The 18,132-nt window shown below is 44.8% G+C and carries 21 protein-coding genes; 17 read left to right on the top strand and 4 right to left on the bottom strand.

Going from position 1 to position 18,132, the window contains the following annotated elements; genetic code table 11:
* Nucleotides 1–8 precede the first annotated feature (8 nt).
* The 7 genes from K8U60_RS08975 to K8U60_RS08945 all read left to right on the top strand — a co-directional run bounded on the left by K8U60_RS08975 (nucleotide 9) and on the right by K8U60_RS08945 (nucleotide 5,480).
* A complete protein-coding gene (locus K8U60_RS08975; RefSeq protein ID WP_223637266.1) occupies nucleotides 9–1,079 on the top strand; it encodes a type III polyketide synthase in 1,071 nt (356 codons plus the stop codon).
* The gene (locus K8U60_RS08970; RefSeq protein WP_223637264.1) at nucleotides 1,076–1,588 is read left to right on the top strand and encodes an isoprenylcysteine carboxyl methyltransferase family protein; all 513 of its coding nucleotides are present in this window, start codon (nucleotides 1,076–1,078) and stop codon (nucleotides 1,586–1,588) included. The genes K8U60_RS08975 and K8U60_RS08970 overlap by 4 nt, the downstream gene beginning before the upstream one ends.
* Before the next feature lie 95 nt (nucleotides 1,589–1,683).
* Nucleotides 1,684–1,965: a hypothetical protein gene (locus K8U60_RS08965; RefSeq protein ID WP_223637262.1), complete on the top strand. Its 282-nt coding sequence runs from the start codon at nucleotides 1,684–1,686 to the stop codon at nucleotides 1,963–1,965.
* Between the two features lie 92 nt (nucleotides 1,966–2,057).
* Nucleotides 2,058–3,149 (top strand): AI-2E family transporter, encoded by a 1,092-nt coding sequence (locus tag K8U60_RS08960; RefSeq protein WP_223637260.1) that lies wholly within the window; start codon nucleotides 2,058–2,060, stop codon nucleotides 3,147–3,149.
* 115 nt (nucleotides 3,150–3,264) lie between these two features.
* Nucleotides 3,265–4,053, top strand: coding sequence for a transporter substrate-binding domain-containing protein (locus K8U60_RS08955; protein ID WP_223637258.1), 789 nt, complete (start codon nucleotides 3,265–3,267; stop codon nucleotides 4,051–4,053).
* Between the two features lie 57 nt (nucleotides 4,054–4,110).
* Nucleotides 4,111–4,755 (top strand): amino acid ABC transporter permease, encoded by a 645-nt coding sequence (locus K8U60_RS08950; protein WP_223637256.1) that lies wholly within the window; start codon nucleotides 4,111–4,113, stop codon nucleotides 4,753–4,755.
* Nucleotides 4,752–5,480 carry an amino acid ABC transporter ATP-binding protein gene (locus K8U60_RS08945; RefSeq protein ID WP_298832842.1) on the top strand — a complete coding sequence of 243 codons (729 nt, stop codon included), beginning with the start codon at nucleotides 4,752–4,754 and terminating at the stop codon, nucleotides 5,478–5,480. The genes K8U60_RS08950 and K8U60_RS08945 overlap by 4 nt, the downstream gene beginning before the upstream one ends.
* 193 nt (nucleotides 5,481–5,673) lie before the next feature.
* Here K8U60_RS08945 and K8U60_RS08940 read toward each other — a convergent pair whose 3' ends face one another.
* From K8U60_RS08940 to K8U60_RS08930, 3 genes are all read right to left on the bottom strand, one after another.
* Nucleotides 5,674–6,498, bottom strand: a complete 825-nt coding sequence (locus K8U60_RS08940) for a transporter substrate-binding domain-containing protein (RefSeq protein ID WP_223637253.1) — start codon at nucleotides 6,496–6,498, stop codon at nucleotides 5,674–5,676.
* Between the two features lie 247 nt (nucleotides 6,499–6,745).
* Nucleotides 6,746–7,186, bottom strand: coding sequence for a peptidylprolyl isomerase (locus tag K8U60_RS08935; RefSeq protein WP_146558378.1), 441 nt, complete (start codon nucleotides 7,184–7,186; stop codon nucleotides 6,746–6,748).
* 77 nt (nucleotides 7,187–7,263) lie between these two features.
* Nucleotides 7,264–8,055 (bottom strand): SDR family oxidoreductase, encoded by a 792-nt coding sequence (locus K8U60_RS08930; protein WP_223637694.1) that lies wholly within the window; start codon nucleotides 8,053–8,055, stop codon nucleotides 7,264–7,266.
* A gap of 158 nt (nucleotides 8,056–8,213) precedes the next feature.
* Here K8U60_RS08930 and K8U60_RS08925 point away from each other — a divergent pair, with 158 nt between their 5' ends.
* Nucleotides 8,214–9,200 (top strand): NAD(P)/FAD-dependent oxidoreductase, encoded by a 987-nt coding sequence (locus K8U60_RS08925; RefSeq protein WP_223637251.1) that lies wholly within the window; start codon nucleotides 8,214–8,216, stop codon nucleotides 9,198–9,200.
* 45 nt (nucleotides 9,201–9,245) lie between these two features.
* Here the strand turns inward: K8U60_RS08925 and K8U60_RS08920 are convergent, their stop codons facing one another.
* Nucleotides 9,246–10,745, bottom strand: a complete 1,500-nt coding sequence (locus tag K8U60_RS08920; protein ID WP_223637248.1) for a BCCT family transporter — start codon at nucleotides 10,743–10,745, stop codon at nucleotides 9,246–9,248.
* Nucleotides 10,746–11,000: 255 nt separating this feature from the next.
* Between K8U60_RS08920 and K8U60_RS08915 the strand changes: the two genes are divergently transcribed.
* From K8U60_RS08915 to K8U60_RS08875, 9 genes are all read left to right on the top strand, one after another.
* Nucleotides 11,001–11,807, top strand: a complete 807-nt coding sequence (locus K8U60_RS08915; protein ID WP_223637245.1) for a LysM peptidoglycan-binding domain-containing protein — start codon at nucleotides 11,001–11,003, stop codon at nucleotides 11,805–11,807.
* A gap of 217 nt (nucleotides 11,808–12,024) precedes the next feature.
* Nucleotides 12,025–12,780: a gluconate 2-dehydrogenase subunit 3 family protein gene (locus K8U60_RS08910; protein WP_223637241.1), complete on the top strand. Its 756-nt coding sequence runs from the start codon at nucleotides 12,025–12,027 to the stop codon at nucleotides 12,778–12,780.
* 19 nt (nucleotides 12,781–12,799) lie between these two features.
* Complete coding sequence (locus tag K8U60_RS08905) at nucleotides 12,800–14,512, top strand: GMC family oxidoreductase (protein ID WP_223637238.1); 1,713 nt, start codon at nucleotides 12,800–12,802, stop codon at nucleotides 14,510–14,512.
* 17 nt (nucleotides 14,513–14,529) lie between these two features.
* Nucleotides 14,530–14,754, top strand: a complete 225-nt coding sequence (gene tatA, locus K8U60_RS08900) for a twin-arginine translocase TatA/TatE family subunit (RefSeq protein ID WP_223637235.1) — start codon at nucleotides 14,530–14,532, stop codon at nucleotides 14,752–14,754.
* A gap of 10 nt (nucleotides 14,755–14,764) precedes the next feature.
* Nucleotides 14,765–15,619 (top strand): twin-arginine translocase subunit TatC, encoded by an 855-nt coding sequence (gene tatC, locus K8U60_RS08895; protein WP_223637233.1) that lies wholly within the window; start codon nucleotides 14,765–14,767, stop codon nucleotides 15,617–15,619.
* Between the two features lie 165 nt (nucleotides 15,620–15,784).
* Complete coding sequence (locus tag K8U60_RS08890) at nucleotides 15,785–16,258, top strand: GNAT family N-acetyltransferase (protein WP_223637230.1); 474 nt, start codon at nucleotides 15,785–15,787, stop codon at nucleotides 16,256–16,258.
* Nucleotides 16,259–16,439: 181 nt separating this feature from the next.
* Complete coding sequence (locus K8U60_RS08885) at nucleotides 16,440–16,847, top strand: NUDIX hydrolase (protein WP_223637691.1); 408 nt, start codon at nucleotides 16,440–16,442, stop codon at nucleotides 16,845–16,847.
* Between the two features lie 77 nt (nucleotides 16,848–16,924).
* Nucleotides 16,925–17,092, top strand: a complete 168-nt coding sequence (locus tag K8U60_RS08880) for a hypothetical protein (RefSeq protein ID WP_223637228.1) — start codon at nucleotides 16,925–16,927, stop codon at nucleotides 17,090–17,092.
* Nucleotides 17,093–17,152: 60 nt separating this feature from the next.
* The gene (locus K8U60_RS08875) at nucleotides 17,153–18,088 is read left to right on the top strand and encodes a magnesium transporter CorA family protein (protein WP_223637226.1); all 936 of its coding nucleotides are present in this window, start codon (nucleotides 17,153–17,155) and stop codon (nucleotides 18,086–18,088) included.
* The last annotated feature ends 44 nt before the right edge of the window (nucleotides 18,089–18,132 follow it).

The following is an 18,132-nucleotide window of genomic DNA, read 5'->3' as shown; positions in this document are numbered from 1 at the left end:
AAATGCCGATGTCCATGATTCGAAAAGTAGTTACGGAAAATGCTCCTTACTACGTGGGTCAAAAAGAAATTGTCAGTGTGGTCCGGAATTTATTCGGCGGTCAGTACACAGACATTGAAAGGCTTTTAAAGGTATTTGGAAACGGCCAGATTGAAGGCCGTTACTTTGCTGCTCCTTTAGACTGGTTTGAAGAAGAGCGGGGATTGGAAGAAAAGAATCGGCTTTATGTAGAGGAGGCAGTGAAAATGGGCAGCCTCGCCGTATCCCGCTGTCTGGAAGAAGCACAGGTGGATAAAGAGGACGTAGATGCTTTCATTTTTGTATCAAGTTCGGGAATGGCTACGCCGACTATTGATGCCCGGATCATGAATATCCTGCAGATGCCGCAGCACGTGAAGCGCATTCCCTTATGGGGGCTTGGCTGTGCAGGGGGCGCGTCAGGCATCAGCCGTGCGGACGACTATTGCCGTGCTTACCCGGAAGCGGTTGTGGTAGTACTTTGTCTGGAACTCTGCAGTTTAACCTTTCAGCGCTCTGATACCTCAAAAAGCAATTTGATCGGAACTTCCCTGTTTGCAGACGGCGCCGCCTGTGCCTTGGTTACAGGAGACGGCGTACGTTTGCCCGGAGAAGGATTTCATATTAAGGAAACACAATCAACGTTGATGCGGGACTCTGAAGACGTCATGGGATGGGATGTCAAAGATGAAGGGCTGCATGTAGTTTTTTCGCGTGATATCCCAAAAATCATCGAAAAATGGCTGAAGCCCAATGTAGATCTCTTTTTAGGGAAAATCTCAAGAACGTCTTCAGATATTACCCACTTCATTGCTCATCCCGGGGGCAAGAAGGTGTTGTCAGCCTATGAGAAATCACTTGGCTTATCAACTGGAAAAACGGCTATCTCACGAGCGGTGCTCGCGAAGTACGGCAATATGTCTTCGCCCACAGTGCTTTATGTACTAAAGGATTTCATGGAAAAGAAACCGCGGCAGGGGGAAGAGGGCTTGCTTACCGCTTTAGGTCCGGGTTTCAGTTCGGAAATGCTGTGGCTGGAGTGGGGAGAATCCGTGTTATGACATTCTTCTATCTGTTGACGAGCTTTGTCATATTGCAGCGCCTATTGGAAGTAGCCTATGCGCGTTCCAACGAAAAAGCCATGAGAAGACTAGGGGCAATCGAAGTTGGTGCCGGGCATTATAAATGGATCGTTTTGCTTCATGTGCTTTTCTTCCTGTCCCTGGTCGTAGAAGTGTGGTCATCAGAAGGAGGTCTTGGAGCCGGTTGGCAAGTTTTTTTGGTGATTTTCGCCATTTCACAGGTCTTGCGAATTTGGGCTTTATCGTCACTTGGCCGCTTTTGGAACACTAAAATCCTGGTCCTTCCTGGAGCGGAAAAAGTGAAGAAGGGACCTTATCGCTGGCTGCCACATCCCAATTACCTTGTTGTGGCTTTAGAGATAGCCGCATTGCCGCTTGTCTTCGGAGCATGGCGAACAGCTTTGATCTTCAGTATTGCAAATGCGCTCCTGCTTCTCCTTGTCCGCATTCCGGCGGAAGAAAAAGCTTTGCAGCAACTAAAATCCTGAAACATAAAAAAAATAAGCAGACCTAGTTAAAAAATCATATATAGGGTATACAAAGAAGAGTGAAAGAAAACCATGTAATTTTTGGAGGGATTCGGATGAAAAAATCAACAATGAATACGCTTATTGGCAGCGCGCTCGCAGCAGCCTCAGGAATTTTTGTTTATAAAGCGTATCAGGAAAAAAACACAGTAAGTGTAAAAGAAGATACGGATATGCGCAACAGTAAAAAAGTGGACGAACGTGAAAGTGTCGAAGCGCTGGAAGATTCTGCGGAGCAAGGCTTGTCTCAGCTGGATTCCGCTTATCGAGATGAATGGCAGGCAAACGCATTCCCACAAACCCATAAAGAAATGAAGGAACTTGAAGAAGATAAATAAAAGGATGACAGCAAGCGAAAGCAAAGCTCCTATTTGCTTTCGCTTTTTTTGTGCGCTGGATTTATTGTGGTAATAAGAAAGGTGGAATAAGTATGTGGATTAAAAAACCATTTTTTGAATATACGACGGCAGTTTTGCTCGTTGCAGTCACTTTGTTTTTCCTGGGGAAAATCGATTATTTTTTTGAACCCCTGCAGGTCGTTGTTGCAACTATTTTTGCGCCTATTCTATTGGGAGGCCTTCTCTATTATCTGTTGCGGCCACTCGTGAAATGGCTGATGCGCTATGTACCCAAAATTGCTGGAATCGGAATCGTCTTTACTGTCATTATCTTACTGTTATCCATTTTACTTTATTTTTTCGGACCGGTTATCGCCAATCAAGTCGAAAGCTTAGCGAATCTGGCTCCAGAAACAGTTGAAGAAGTGACCGAGGAATCAAACAATTTCCTGTCTGATTTTCAATTGGGAGGAGTAACAGGGCCGGAAATAAGGGACTGGGCTTTGAACTATCTGGAAAACCTTTCAGAAGGTTTGCTGAATAATGTAATGAACATTTTAGGGATGGTTGTGAATATCGCCATTGTGCTGATCGTCGTCCCTTTTGTTTTGTTCTTTCTATTGAAGGATGATGAAAAGTTCATTCCTCATTTAATAAAGTATTTACCGGAAGAACACAAGCCCGAGGGCAAAAAATTATTGAAAGATGTCGACCAGACACTTTCTTCGTTCATTGTGGGCCAGGCGATTGTCGCGGCTGTAGTGGGCGTGTTGATGTACATCGGGTATCTGATCATCGGACTGGATTATGCCTTAAGCTTAGCCATCTTTGCCATGTTCTTGATCATTGTGCCTTTTTTAGGTCCGCTCATCGGAATTATTCCAGCTCTTTTTGTTGCGTTGATGAGTGGAGACATGTGGATGGCGGTAAAAGTGGTTCTGGTATTGCTGGTCGTCCAGCAGCTTGAAGGAAACTTAGTCACTCCCAACATCATGGGCAACCGCTTGAATATTCATCCACTGACGATTATCCTGTTGCTGATGATAGCAGGTGCTCTATACGGCTTTATCGGAATTTTAATTGCGATTCCAACCTATGCGGTAGTTAAAACATTGGTTCATAATTTCCGTTTGTTCATTCGCCTTCGCAAAAAAAGGGAAGTGGCCAGAAAAGAGGTTAATTAGTACTGGTCCATTTCGCAGAATGTTGGTTATTTTCTATCAAAGGTTCTGGAATTGAGAAAATTATGATATATTATTACTTAGATTGACTGATGAAAGAAAACAAGGGGGAAATAAAATGAAGAAGTGGAGTCTTTTAGCACTATTGATCGCCATGATGCTCGTGATTGCTGCCTGTGGATCCGACGAAAGTGAAGAAGGAACGACAAGCGGTGACGGCGGCACTGAAGGGGAAACATATACGGTAGGAATCGATACTACCTATCCACCTTTCGAATTTGAAGTGGACGGCGAATATACAGGAATCGATATTGATTTGATCAAAGCGATTGCTGAAAATCAAGGATTCGAAATTGAATTCAGCCCGATGGATTTTGGGGGGATCATTCCAGCTTTGCAGGCAGGCCAATTGGATGTTGCAATTGCGGGTATGAGTATTACAGAAGAACGCAAAGAAGTGGTTGATTTTTCCGATCCTTATTTTGATGCAGGATTGTCTTTGGTAGTAGCTGAAAGCAATAATGACATTACGGCTCTGGAAGACCTCGAAGGCAAGACAGTAGCTGTTAAGAGCGGAACGACAGGAGCGCAATTTGCCCGTGACAATGAAGCTGAATATGGTTATACGATTGCTCAATTTGAAGACAGCCCATCGATGTTCCAGGAAGTGTCAAACGGCAATGCTGATGTATTGCTGGAAGATTATCCGGTCATCGCCTATGCAATTGCGGAAAGTGGACTTGATTTGAAAACAGTGGGCGAACGTTTAACTGGAGATCAGTACGGAATTGCCGTGTTGAAAGGTGAAAACGCAGAACTTCTTGAACAAATCAATGCAGGCCTTGAGGAATTGCGGGCCAGCGGAGAATATGATGAAATTTTGGCGAAGTATATCGCAGCTGAATAAAAATGGATGCAGCGCGCAGAAGCGCGCTGCATTTTTTGATGCAAAGGGGATGTGGATATGGATACAATTATCAATGCTTTACCGTACTTAATGGAAGGGCTGCAAGTCACATTATACATTTTCGCCATTGCCATCGTCATTGGCTTTCTGATTGGCTTGGTCGTCGCGCTGTTCAGGTTGGCACCGTTGAAGATCCTGAACTGGATCGCAAAAATCTTTGTTGATGCCATTCGGGGAACGCCATTTATCGTTCAGCTGTTCTTTATCTATTTCGGCTTGAATTCATTGGATTTCATCTCTTTGGATAATACTACTGCTGGAATTGTGACAGTGGCGATTAACGCGGGTGCCTACTTCTCGGAGATTATCCGTGCGGGCATTCAGTCGATCGATAAAGGGCAGACAGAAGCGGCGCGTTCACTGGGATTGAATTCGACGCAGAATATGCGCTACATCATTTTGCCGCAGGCCTTCAGAAGAATGTTGCCGACCATCACCAATCAGGCGATCATTTCATTGAAGGATACATCTCTGCTATCGGTCATCGGAGTTGCGGATTTGACACAGGAAGGCCGGATACAGGCCAGTGCCACGTTTGATGCTTTTAATGTGTACTTGATCTTAGGGGTCATTTACTTTGTCGTCATATACTTGCTCTCCACGCTGGCGAGCTTTGTAGAAAGGAAGTTTGTTTTAAGATGACTATGATCAGAGTGGAAAACCTAAAAAAATCATTCGGCGATTTGGAAGTCATAAAAGATATGAGCACGGTCGTGGAAGAAAAAGAAGTCATTTGCGTCATCGGGCCATCGGGATCAGGTAAAAGCACCTTTCTTCGCTGCTTGAACCGTTTGGAAGAAATTACGGGAGGACATGTCTATATCGAAGGGGTCGACATCACCAATCCCAAAATAGACATCAACAAAATTCGCCAGGACGTCGGCATGGTGTTCCAGCAATTCAATTTGTTTCCTCATAAATCGGTGTTGGAAAACGTTATCCTCGCGCCGATGAAAGTGAAGAAAAGCGACAGAAAAGCCAGCGAGAAAAAGGCGTACGAGCTATTGGATAAAGTTGGATTGAGGGAGAAGGCGAAAGCTTACCCAGGCGAGCTTTCCGGAGGCCAGAAACAGCGCGTCGCCATTGCGCGCGCGCTTGCGATGGATCCGAAAATCATGCTCTTCGATGAGCCGACTTCTGCACTCGATCCCGAAATGGTGGGGGATGTACTGGATGTCATGAAGCAACTGGCGCGTGAAGGCATGACCATGGTCGTCGTAACACATGAGATGGGGTTCGCTGCTGAAATGGGCGACCGTGTCTTGTTTATCGATGGTGGGTATATTGTAGAAGAGAACGTGCCGAAGGAATTGTTCGGCAATCCGCAGCACGAGCGGACAAAAGCGTTTTTGAGCAAAGTTTTATAGAAAATGCGCCTGCGGGCGTATTTTTTTTGGTTTTTTTCTTGTGGATCGTATTTCAAGGCCAATGGATCGTATTTAATCTGCTACGGATCGTATTTCCGGATCTGTGGGTCGCGGCGCTTGAAAGACGCCGCACGAAACCCGTCCCGAAGATAGATTCAGGGCGGGTTCAGTTGATTTTTCAAACTCTTTTTTATCAAGGGATATAGTACTTGTTAAGTATTTCGTCGTATTCACCGTTGTCACGCAGTTCCTGAAGGCCAGCGTTGATTTGTTCAAGCAATTCATCATTTTCTCCTTTTAGTACAGCGATGCCGTATTGTTCGGTAGTCAATCGCTCTTCCACAATTTTAATTTCCAAGTCTTTTGTGCTGATCGCATAAGCAATTACGGGATAATCTTCCACGACAGCATCTAAATAGCCATTTTCCATTTCCGCGAACATGGTGGGGCTTTCGTCGAAGCTCGATATCCGATAACCGAATTCTTCGCGGTTGTCGTAAAGAAACTTAGAGCCGGTAGTTCCATTTTTTACGCCTACTACTTCTCCTTCCAAATCCTCCAGTGAGTTGATTTCCGTATTGTCTACAGGGACGGCAAGAGCTAATCCAGCATCAAAATAAGGGTCTGAAAAATCCACAATTTCTTGTCTTTCCTCTGTAATGCTCATTCCGGCAATCGCGATGTCCAAATCTCCGGCTTCCAAGGCGGGGATGATTTCATCGAAATTCATTGGATTGTACTCAACTTCAAATCCCTGGAGTTCCGCAATCGCATTCATCAATTCAATATCAATTCCTGTGTATTCACCGCCAGTTTGAAATTCAAATGGTGCGTACGAGGTATCAATTCCCACGGCATACGGCTGGTCATCAGAGCTCATCGTTCCTTCTTCGTTTTCGACTGTTTGTTCTTCGCCGGCAGACCCACTTTCTTCTTCAGGTTGTTCACTTTCCTGCGTGCATGCAGCAACAATAATCAGCAAAGCCAGAAGCAGCAGCAAGAAACTGAATTTCTTCACTTTACCCACTCCTTTATCTAATAAATTTTATACATTCAATATATCACTTATTTGATGTAATAACATTTAATTGACTTAATTTTCGGAATTTTTTTCTGGGAAGTTTTTCATTCTTTTCATCCTTTCATTGGATGCTGAAACTACGGCTGAACTTACATCCAATTGGAATAAAAGTATGGTTTTTTATTAAAACTAAATAAAAAAACCGATCTGGAATTCAATCCAGATCGGTCATGCTTAGTTATGTTTATTCTTCGTCAAAGACGTGAACTTTTGTCATTTTGTCGCCATTGCTCATCGCTTTGGCAGTTTCAAGTCCTGAAGTCACTTGACCGAAAACCGTGTGGACGCCATCAAGATGCGGTTGTGGTGCATGAACGATAAAGAATTGGCTTGAGCCCGTGTCTTTGCCGGCATGTGCCATTGATAAGCTTCCTGCTTGGTGCTTATGCGGGTTGCCTTCAGTTTCGCATTTGATTGTTTTGCCGCTGCCGCCAGCACCAGTGCCGGTTGGGTCGCCGCCTTGGCTTACGAAGCCAGGAATTACGCGGTGGAATGTTACGTCGTTATAGAAGCCAGAGTTTGCAAGCTCCTCAAAGTTTGCAACTGTATTGGGTGCTTCGTTCGGGAAAAGTTCGAATTCGATGATTTCGCCGTTTTCCATGTGGATGTGTCCTTTTTTCGCCATTCTAAAACATCTCCTTTATAATTGGTTCATTTCCCAGTATATCGATTTTTGAGGTGGCTGTATAATCATTTGGCACATTATAAAGCTTTTAATGAACCGCCTTCTATGACAAGAGATTGGCCGGTCATAAATGAGTTGGCAGCTGAAGCCAGGAAAACGACGATTTTGGCGAATTCCTCAGGCTCACCATAGCGGCCGGCCGGAATGGCAGACTTGCTTTTTTCAGTAATCTGTTCGACCGGGATACCCTGTTTGTCTGCCGCAATCCCATCCAGCTCTGCTACGCGCTCGGTGGCAAAACGGCCAGGTCCCACTGTGTTGACGAGGATATTGTCACCGGCGACTTCACGCGCCAGCGTCTTCGCGAAGCCGACCATTCCTGCACGGAGTGTGTTGGAAAGGATCAGGCCGTCAATCACTTCTTTAACTGAAGAAGAAGAGACGTTGATAATGCGTCCGAATTGCTGTTTCTTCATATAGGGAAGGACGGCGCGGGAGGTGCGGATATAGCTGAGCAGGTTCTGGTCAAATGCTTTATACCAGTCGGCATCTTCGATTGCATCAAATCCGCCGGCTTTCGGGCCCCCGGTGTTATTGATCAAAACATCAATCCGTCCGAATTGATCGGCAACGAATTGAACAAGTCTCTGGATGTCATCTTCTTTGGAGATATCGCAAACATGGGAAAACACTTGCTGATTTCCTGAAACCTCTTTAATTTCAGCGGCAGTTTCGTCAAGGGTCTGCTGATTGCGGCTCGAAATGATGACCGTCGCCCCTTCTTTTGCGAACTCGAGTGCTGTCGCTTTACCAAGGCCTTTACTTGAAGCCATAACGATCACTACTTTTTCATTGATTCCTAAATCCACTGCACTCATCCTTTCTTGTGTCTCCAACTTTCAGTTTAAGGATAGGAAACAGATAATTCAAACTTTTATTTTTTTAAATTTCCGTCATAAGTCCAATGGCGTGAATCCAGGGTAAATATGATAGGATATAGTTACTGATTAGATTAGGAGTGTTATAAATGGAAGAACGCGAAGTTTTTGATATTACAATTATTGGCGGCGGGCCAACTGGCCTGTTTGCTTCCTTTTACGGTGGTATGCGCAAAATGAAAGTGAAGATTTTGGACAGCTTGCCACAGCTTGGTGGTCAATTGACAGAGCTGTATCCGGATAAATTCATTTACGATGTAGGCGGATTCCCGAAAGTATTGGCGAAAGACCTTGTGGATAATCTCGTACAGCAGGCAAAGTATGGAGACCCGGAAATTTGCCTCGAAGAAACTGTAACCGCTGCTGAACGCCACGGGGACCATTTCGTGATCCAGACAGATAAAGGCTTGCATTACACAAAGGCGATTCTGTTGACTGCCGGTGTTGGTGCATTCCAGCCGCGTAAACTTGCAGTTGATGGCTGTGAAGTTTTCGAAGGCAAAACGCTTCATTACGGCGTGAAGGATTTGACTGTCTTCAGCGATAAAAAAGTGGTTGTTTTAGGCGGAGGCGATTCAGCGGTTGACTGGGCGATGATGCTTGAAAACGTAGCCTCCCAGGTGACGTTGAGCCACCGCCGAGACAAAATGACTGCCCATGAGGCGAATATCGATGTCTTGATGGATTCTAAAGTGGAAGTGAAAAAACCTTACGGCGTGAAAGAGCTGGTTGGTGAAAACGGCCAGATCAGTGAGCTTGTGCTGATGGACAAAGAAGGCGATGAAGAACGCCTTGACGTGGATCATGTCATCGTCAACTATGGCAATATCACTTCTCTCGGAGCTATCAAAGAATGGGGCTTGGAGATGGATAAAAACTCGGTGATTGTAAATTCCAAAATGGAAACAAGTATTCCCGGCATTTATGCAGCGGGTGACATTGCCACATACGAAGGCAAAGTCAAACTGATTGCGGTAGGTTTCGGTGAAGCGCCGACAGCCATCAATAATGCTAAATCCTATTTGGATCCGAAATCGAAAGTTCAGCCATTGCATAGTACCAGCGTCTTTAAATAATATTAAAAAAAGATCCGGCACATTTTTTATGTGCCGGATCTTTTTTTAACGTCTTCTCTCCTTTTTCGCCAATGGATCAAGGGAGGCGGCCTTGAGGAAGGAGACGCCCATCAAGATGATGACGACCGAAAAGGGCAGAGCTGCAATAATCAGCGAATTCTGCAATCCTTGTGTCCCGCCCGTATAGATGACGATGGCGGCAACGGCTGATTGGATAAGACCCCAAGTGATTTTCACCAGATTCGGGGGGTTCAACATCCCGCCAGTTGTCTGCATGCCAAGTACGAACGTAGCAGAATCGGCAGAAGTGATGAAAAAGATGGCAATTACAAACAACGTGATAATGGATAATAGAGTTCCGAGTGGATAATACTGCAGAACACCGAATGTAGCTGTCTCAAAAGTATATTCGGAAATTTTAGCAATGTTATTTTGTTCAAGATTCAATGCAGAGACGCCAAAGACCGCGAAAAAGATGAAACACACTAATGAAGGGACCAGCAGAACCCCGAGCATGAACTCTTTGACTGTTCGTCCACGGGAAATGCGGGCGATGAAAATACCGACAAAAGGTGCCCATGAAATCCACCAGGCCCAATAGAACACAGTCCAACCATCGACCCAGGCGCGACGTTCTTCATTGATTGGTTCCAGGTTAAAGCTCATGGAAAAGAAATTGGTCATATATCCGCCGATCGCATCAGCGAACGAATTGAAAATATAAAGTGTCGGTCCAACGATCAATAAGAGCACCAACAGAACAAAAGCAAGGGCCATATTAATGTTACTTAAGTATTTGATGCCGCGTCCGATGCCGGATGAGGCGGAAACGATAAAAAGAACCGTAGCCACAGCAAGAATCAGCATTTGGAAAGCAAAGTTGTTTGGTGTACCGAATAGAAAGGAGATGCCTTCATTCATTTGGGCAGATCCAAATCCAAGTGTCGAAGCGACGCCGATGACTGTTGCAAAAACAGCCAATGTATCAATCAGTTTTCCAAGTGGACCAGCCATCAGTTTTTTGCCGAATAAAGGAATGAGAGTGGCGCTGATCAATCCGGGTGCATCGTTATGGAATTTGAAGTAAGCCAAAACCAATGCAACAATTCCATAAACCGCCCATGCATGCAGTCCCCAATGGAAAAATGAGAATTGCATCGCTTCCTGAATCGCCTGATCGGACCCCAATTCAGATTTGGGAGCATTGATGAATGCATGGGATATCGGTTCGGCTGTTGTCCAGAAAACAAGGCCCATTCCCATTCCGGCACTGAACAGCATCGCAAACCATGAGATGAGTGAAAACTCCGGTTTGTCTCCGGGTTTCCCCAATTTTAAATTGGAAAATCTGGAGAAAATCAGGTATACACAAAAAACCAAGATCAGGAATACCGTGAGAAGATAATACCAGCCAAATGTGCTGGAGATGGCTGAAGTCAGAGCGCCGGTCTGTGACTTGAAGTTTTCTGGTGAAACCAGCCCCCAGGCTACCATGCCTATACATATTGATAATGAAGTCCAAAAAACTACCGTGACATTTTTCAAGTGGTTTCCCCCTCTATTTATTTTCTTTAAATAACATTCTAATATTCCCTGATTTACAAGAGGTAAACGGTTTAAATTCGACTTCTTCCAAGTTTGAAAAGATTCGGCGCCTTAATTAACAGTTTTATTACAGCCTGTAACAAAAGCTCGTTATGTGTCATTAAATTGTTATCTTCCGTCTGACGTTCTGTCATGCTCCTGAAATGTGGAGGTGTTATGATCGTTCAAGTTAGTGAAAAGGAGGAATTTCAATTTATGAAAAAGCAAATCGTTACACTAACTGCTATCGCAGCTTTAAGTGTGGGAGCAGCAACTACAGCTAGTGCTTCATCATCGTATACAGTCCAATCAGGGGACACACTTTGGGAAATTTCACAAGATAAGAACGTATCAGTAGAAAGCTTAAAAGGATGGAACAACCTATCCTCAGATTTGATCTTGCCGAGCCAGGAACTTAAAGTCGATGGACAAGCAGCATCAGAAACAAAAGCAGACAACTCAACATATACAGTAAAATCAGGTGACACATTATTTAAAATTGCCAGTGCACACGGAATTTCATTGGACAGCCTAGTGAGCTGGAATGGCGTTTCCGGTCACCTTATCTATCCTGGTGAAGAAATGGTTGTTAAAGGCGGCACAGCAGTGGCAGAAAAAGCACCTGCTAAAACTGCAGCAGCACCAGCACCAGCCAAATCAACAGCACCAGCAGCACCGGCACCAGCAAGTGCTCCTGCAGAAAAAGCACCTGCAGCCGCTTCAACTCAATCCGGTAAAACAATGACTGTCTCTGCGACAGCTTATACAGCTTATTGCGCAGGATGTTCAGGAACTACAGCAACAGGAATTGACCTTCGTTCAAATCCGAACCAAAAAGTAATCGCAGTGGATCCTTCAGTAATTCCACTTGGCTCTAAAGTATGGGTCGAAGGATACGGTGAAGCAATCGCTGGCGATACTGGCGGCGCAATCAAAGGCAATAAAATTGATGTCTTCATTCCGTCACAAGGAGCAGCTCTTGATTGGGGCCGCAAAAACATCACAATTAAAGTATTAAACTAAAAGTATTTTGCTACAAAGCCGAGGTGTCCATTCCCTTGGCTTCTTTTTATGTTCATTAATAAACGAAAGAACCGGTTCCTTTTTCCAGGGATTGGTTCTTTTTTTATTTGATCATTTGTTGTCAAAAATTTCTTCAAGAAATTATGAATAAGAATCTGCTGAACGGGTATAAAATTAGTATTCTGAATTTTCTTTACATTAAAAGGGGGCCAGTTGGATGGCAGACAAAAATAAAAATTTTTCTCGCAGGGATTTTTTGAAAACTTCAGGGATAGCCACGGGCGCATTGATTGGCGGCGGCATTATCGGTGGTTTGATCGGAGCTAATACAAATCGGCAGGACACAGCATCCACCAATGCACCTGGAACTCCTCAAGAGTCGACAGGAGCTCCGGGGGGAGTTCGGGGACTGACATTTTTTAAAAATAATGCGGAGTTCGAAATTTTAAATCAGGCAACTGAACGGATTTTTCCGGAAGATGATTTGGGGCCGGGAGCCATTGGTTTAGGTGTAGCTTATTTTATCGATCAGCAGTTGGCAGGCAGTTATGGAGAAAATTCAAAAGAATACATGCAAGGCCCTTTTTTTGAGGGGGAGCTTACGCAAGGCTATCAAAGCCGGCTAAAAAGAAATGAGATGTTCCGCCAGGGCATCCAATTGATGCAGCAGGAAGCCCAAAGCCGGTTCAACGCTAATTTTGTAGATTTGGAAGGTGGCCAGATGGATGAGATCCTGACAGCTTTCCAGGAGGATGAAATTCAGATGAGAGGAACAACCTCCCTGTTCTTTTTCCGTCTCTTGAGACAGGCAACACTCGAAGGGGCTTATGCGGATCCGATTTATGGAGGCAACCATAATATGGAGGGATGGCGGATGAAAGGCTTCCCGGGACACCAGGCTGCCTATATCAATGAAATCGACAGTGAAGATTTTGTGGAAATTGAACCTCAGTCTCTTGGAATGGAGCATTAAATGAAGAGGGGGAACTTATATGGTGACGACATTAGACAGCGTTGATGTAGTAACGGTGGGGGTAGGGTGGACTGGCGGAATCATTGCAGCTGAATGTGCGAAGGAAGGGCTTAAAGTAGTAGGGCTGGAACGCGGCCGTGAACGCGGTACAGAGGATTTCAGTATTGTGCATGATGAATACCGCTATGCTGTCCGTTATGAATTGATGCAGGATTTATCAAGGGAAACCATCACTTTCCGTAATAATCGGCAGCAGCGTGCATTGCCGATGCGTCAAATGGGCTCTTTCCTGTTAGGGGAGGGGTTAGGTGGTTCAGGCACTCACTGGAACGGACAGACCTGGCGCTTCCTGCCATACGATTTTCAAATAAAAACAATGACCGATGAAAAATATGGAGCCAATAAACTTCCGGCTGAATATACCATTCAGGACTGGGGAATCACCTACGATGAATTGGAACCATATTTTGACCGCTTTGAAAAGACTGCCGGCATTTCTGGGGAAAACAATAACCCGTTCGCTGGCGAACGGTCAAGCGATTACCCGACACCACCGATGAAAAAGACCCCCCTCTTGCAGCGTTTTGAAACAGCAACGTCTAATTTGGGGTTGTCGCCGTTTATGTTGCCATCAGCCAACTTATCGGAAGCCTATGAAAATCCGGATGGCCAGCAGATCAATGCATGCCAATATTGCGGATTCTGTGAACGTTTTGGCTGTGAGTACGGCGCAAAAACTTCTCCGGAAATTACTGTCGTTCCGGCAGCCAGAGAAACAGGGAATTACGAAATCAAGTTTAATGCAAACGTGGTTGAAGTGATGAAAGAGGGCGATCGGGTCACGGGAGTCCGCTATTATGATACAGTGACGTTCGAAGAATTTATCCAGCCGGCGAATGTTGTCGTTTTGACAAGCTACGTCTTGAATAATGCCAAGCTGTTGATGGTCTCTGGTATTGGCCAGCAATACGATCCGGAAACGGGACAAGGAACACTCGGCAAAAACTACGCTTATCAAATTCTGCCGGGAGCATCCGGTTTCTTTGATGAACAGATGAACACTTTCATGGGAGCGGGGGCTCTTGGAATGACCGTCGATGATTTCAATGGAGATGCTTTCGATCATGGTGATTTAGATTTCATACATGGAGCCAGTTTATCCATGACACAAACCGGATCCCGGCCGATTCTCCATAATCCGATTCCGCCGGATACGCCTTCGTGGGGTGCAGATTTTAAGCGGGCTTCAATCGAAAACTATACAAGAACATTAAGTGTTGGTGGCCAAGGAGCTTCCATGCCGCACAGAGAAAACTATATGGCGCTCGATGGCACCTACAAAGACGTTTACGGGGTTCCGTTGCTGCAGCTGACTTATAATTTCACTGATCAAGACCGGGCGCTCCATAGCTACATCACGGAAAGAGCAGGAGAAATCATGCAGGAAATGGGCGCGAAAACAGTGGTGGCGGGAAATCCGATTTCAGACTATGACATTGTTCCTTACCAGACTACCCACAATACAGGCGGAACCATCATGGGCGCGGATCCAGGCACCAGTGTCGTCAATAATTTCCTGCAGCATTGGGATGCTGAAAATCTATTTGTCGTAGGAGCCGGGAATTTTGCCCATAATGGCGGCTACAATCCGACGGGAACTGTCGGCGCTTTGGCTTACCGCTGTGCTGAAGGCGTAATTCGCTACAGTCGTGAAGGCGGATCACTTGTTTAATTAAAGGAGGAAACTATATGGGTGGATTAGCTTCAATTGGTGTACCGGGACTGATCATTATCTTAGTGATTGTCTTAATAATTTTCGGACCGAAAAAGTTGCCGGAGATCGGTGGTGCAGTAGGAAAGACATTCTCAGAATTTAAGCGTTCGACCAAAGGCTTGATGGACGATGATGACGAAGATACGGTGAAAAAAGAAACTGTCGAGGATAAAGACCTTAAAAAATCTGAGAAGCTATGAAGGTGGTTAAATGGATCCGTATGGAGACAGAAACTTAACAAGTCCGTTGCGTAAAAAAGCGGCCCAGCCAGAAAAGCCTGCGGAAAAGGCTCCGGAAAAAATACCGGCCCCCCCTGTTGAAGAGCCGGAACCACCGGTGGAAGAGCCGGCAAAGCAAGTGGAAACTTTAGTTGACCATTTGGGGGAACTGCGGAAACAGCTGATTAAAAGCGCAATTGTTTTCCTGCTATTTCTATTGCTTGTCTTCTCAACTTTGAATTTTTGGTTTCCATATATCGTCAAGGGCAATAATCTGGTTATTTTAGGTCCCTTAGAAGTGATAAAATTCTACACTTCCATTTCAGCGACATTGGCATTGGGGTTATCCCTGCCATTTCTGATTCATTTCATCTGGCAATTTGTAAAACCAGGACTTGAGGAAAGAGAGGCGCGCTTTCTGGGCCTCTATTCTCCGGTCATGTTTTTGCTGTTTGTCCTGGGAATCGCTTTTGGTTACTTTATCGTCAACCCGTTAAGTTTTCAATTTTTAATCGGGATGGGGATGGCGAATTTCGATGTCATGATTTCAGCAAATGAATATATCCATTTCCTTATCATGACGACAGTGCCGCTGGGCTTGCTTTTCGAGATGCCGATTATTGCTTTGTTTTTATCGTCTATCGGGGTTTTGACTTCAGTTTCGATGAAAAAGGTGAGGAAATGGTCGTATCTTGTGCTGGCCATCGTTTCCGCGCTGATCACCCCGCCGGATTTCTTAAGTCAGTTGCTGGTTTTGATTCCAATGGCGGGTCTTTATGAAGCCAGTATTTTCATCATCAAAAAAACAGAAGAACGAAAATCAGCAATTGAAGATACCGTCTCATAAACAGGAAAGACTGCAGGAAGGCGCAGTCGTTCCTGTTTTGTTTGTTGAAAGAAAATTCTGATATTTATTGGCAATCAGTTCTTAACTGCTATACACTGAAAGAGCAGGTGATTGTCTAGAAATCCATAAGTGGAAAGTGATTATCCATAATGAGGAGGATACGACATGACAGTAGAAATCAAAGAAATCCATGATTTAAAAGAAGTGGATGTTTCAAAGCTTTTGGAAGAAAGCGAAGCAGAAGGTTATCGTTTTTTAAGAAGACTCGTGGATCAGTATGAAGATGGCAGCAACACGTTCAATAAAACAGGTGAAGTGCTTTATGGAGTATGGGACCATCACAACCAATTGGTGGCAATTGGCGGTTTGAACCGGGATCCGTACTCTACTAAAGAAGGTGTCGGCAGGCTTCGGAGATTCTATATCTCTTCAACTGCCCGCCGTGAAGGAATCGGCACCAAATTGCTCCAGCGGATTTTGGAAGATGCGCAGGATCATTTCCGGGAGCTTGTTGTCCGCACAGATTCTTCTGGAGCGGATGCCTTTTATCGGGCAAATGGATTTTCGGGAGATCTTGGTCTGCCGGAAGCCACTCATGGCATCGTTTTAGAAAAGGAACATCGGAAGAAGGCAGAGTAAGACCCCCACTGAAACGGCTTGCTTCGGCAAGCCGTTTTGTCTTGTCCGGAATTATTTGCAGAAGCATCCCCGGATTGCTGGAATCTGTGGTAACGTAAAAAGAACTGGCAGTCCGATGGTTCTGGAAAACAGAAGCAGCTGCTTTCATCGAAAATAGATTTTAGGAGAGATTTTAATGGAAATGTCGAACTGGAAAGGCGCAGCAGGCGTCTGTGTAAATGAAAAGAATGAGGTATTGCTGGTGCTACAAGGCGCTCCAGGTGAAGAAAAAAAGTGGACGGTGCCTGCGGGCGGTATGGAGGGCGATGAAACAGTGGAACAATGCTGCGTTCGGGAGTTCTTCGATGAAACTGGATTGTCGGTTCAGATTCTGGAAAAGTTGAACACCAGAACCGGCGAGTACGAAGATTCGGCTGTATCTTTTGAGCTAACTTATTTTAAAGTGGAGGTAATCGGCGGTGAAATTATGCTGCAGGATGAGGATGAGTGGATTGCTGACGTGGCTTGGAAACCGATTTCTGAACTGGATGAATTAGAGCTTGCGTATCCGGACGATGCATTATTGATTGAATCCCTGTCAGTTCAATGATCAAAGCCGCCATGGGATTATAAAATAAAAAAAACGGGTAATTACGATAATAACAACAGTCCAAGGAGGTGCTTGGAATGAGGGAAGACCGTGAAAATAAAGAAGGCGAAAAACTGATTCCGGAAGTCGAGCCACGCCGCAATATGCCGCCTGAAAAAGATATGGATCCTATGCCGAACAGGGATTTGGAATACGAAGAAAACTCGAACGAAAAATACAGAGACAATACTCAGGATAAAGAGTAGGCAAGCCAAGTACTGGCTTGCTTTTTACATCGCAGCAATTAATCGAAAGGGGATAGGGCAATGCCGCAATATGCTTTCAGGCACGCTAAATGGCATGAAGAGGACGATGTTGAAGGCGATAATTTCCGCAAATTCCTTCCTGAAAACGAAAGGATGAAAAGCTGGATCGATAAATCGAAGAATCCGACAGTTAATATTCTCCATACGCATACCAGTGAGCGCGGGAAAGAATCCTTATGGGGATCGTTAATTTACAGGCAGAGCGCGAAGTCGGAAGGCTCTCGCCAAGTTTTTCATTTCTATCTCTCCCACGATATCTTCGTCACCAATACAATCGACTTTGAAGAAGATGCGGATTTGGAGAAAAAAGAGATTCTGCGTCAAATGGAAAGTGCCAATTCTTCTATAGAAGTAATGATGATCATCCTTGGGGAAATGGTGGCTTCCATCCTACATAAGATAGATAGTTTCGAAGAACGCCTGCACGATTTGCTATGGGCCATCAAAGAAAAGAACAATAAGAAAACCTTAGAGAAGATTGAGAACGTCCGCCACGAAATCCTCTTATGGAAGCATCTGATTATGGGCTTCCAAGAGATTAAAATGGCAATTGAAGAGACTTTCGGGAAAAGTGTGACAGCCGAAGTCGAATATCAGCGGACAGCTGTCCGTATTGGCCGTTGTGTCATGCTCGTCAATTCATATGAAGACGAAGTCAATAATATGGTGGACATCGAAAATGTAGTAGCCAATTACCGAGGCAACGAGATCATGAAAACCTTAACAGTCTTGACGACTTTATTCACTCCTATCATGGCTTGGGGCGCTCTTTGGGGGATGAACTTCGAAAATATGCCTGAATTGAAATGGCCATTCGGCTATGTCGGTGCTTTGGGGATAATTATTGGGTCTACATTCATACTCTATCTCTATTTGAAGCGCAAAGGATGGATGGGAGATATTCTGCAATCCATTAGTCGAAGCAACTCGGATTAGCTCTGGACCGGTTGGGGTTTATCTACAGACTTAAGCAGGGATCT

Source organism: Planococcus circulans (assembly GCF_020023385.1).
Taxonomy (GTDB): Bacteria; Bacillota; Bacilli; order Bacillales_A; family Planococcaceae; genus Planococcus.
This window is presented reverse-complemented; position numbering and strand designations above follow the sequence as displayed.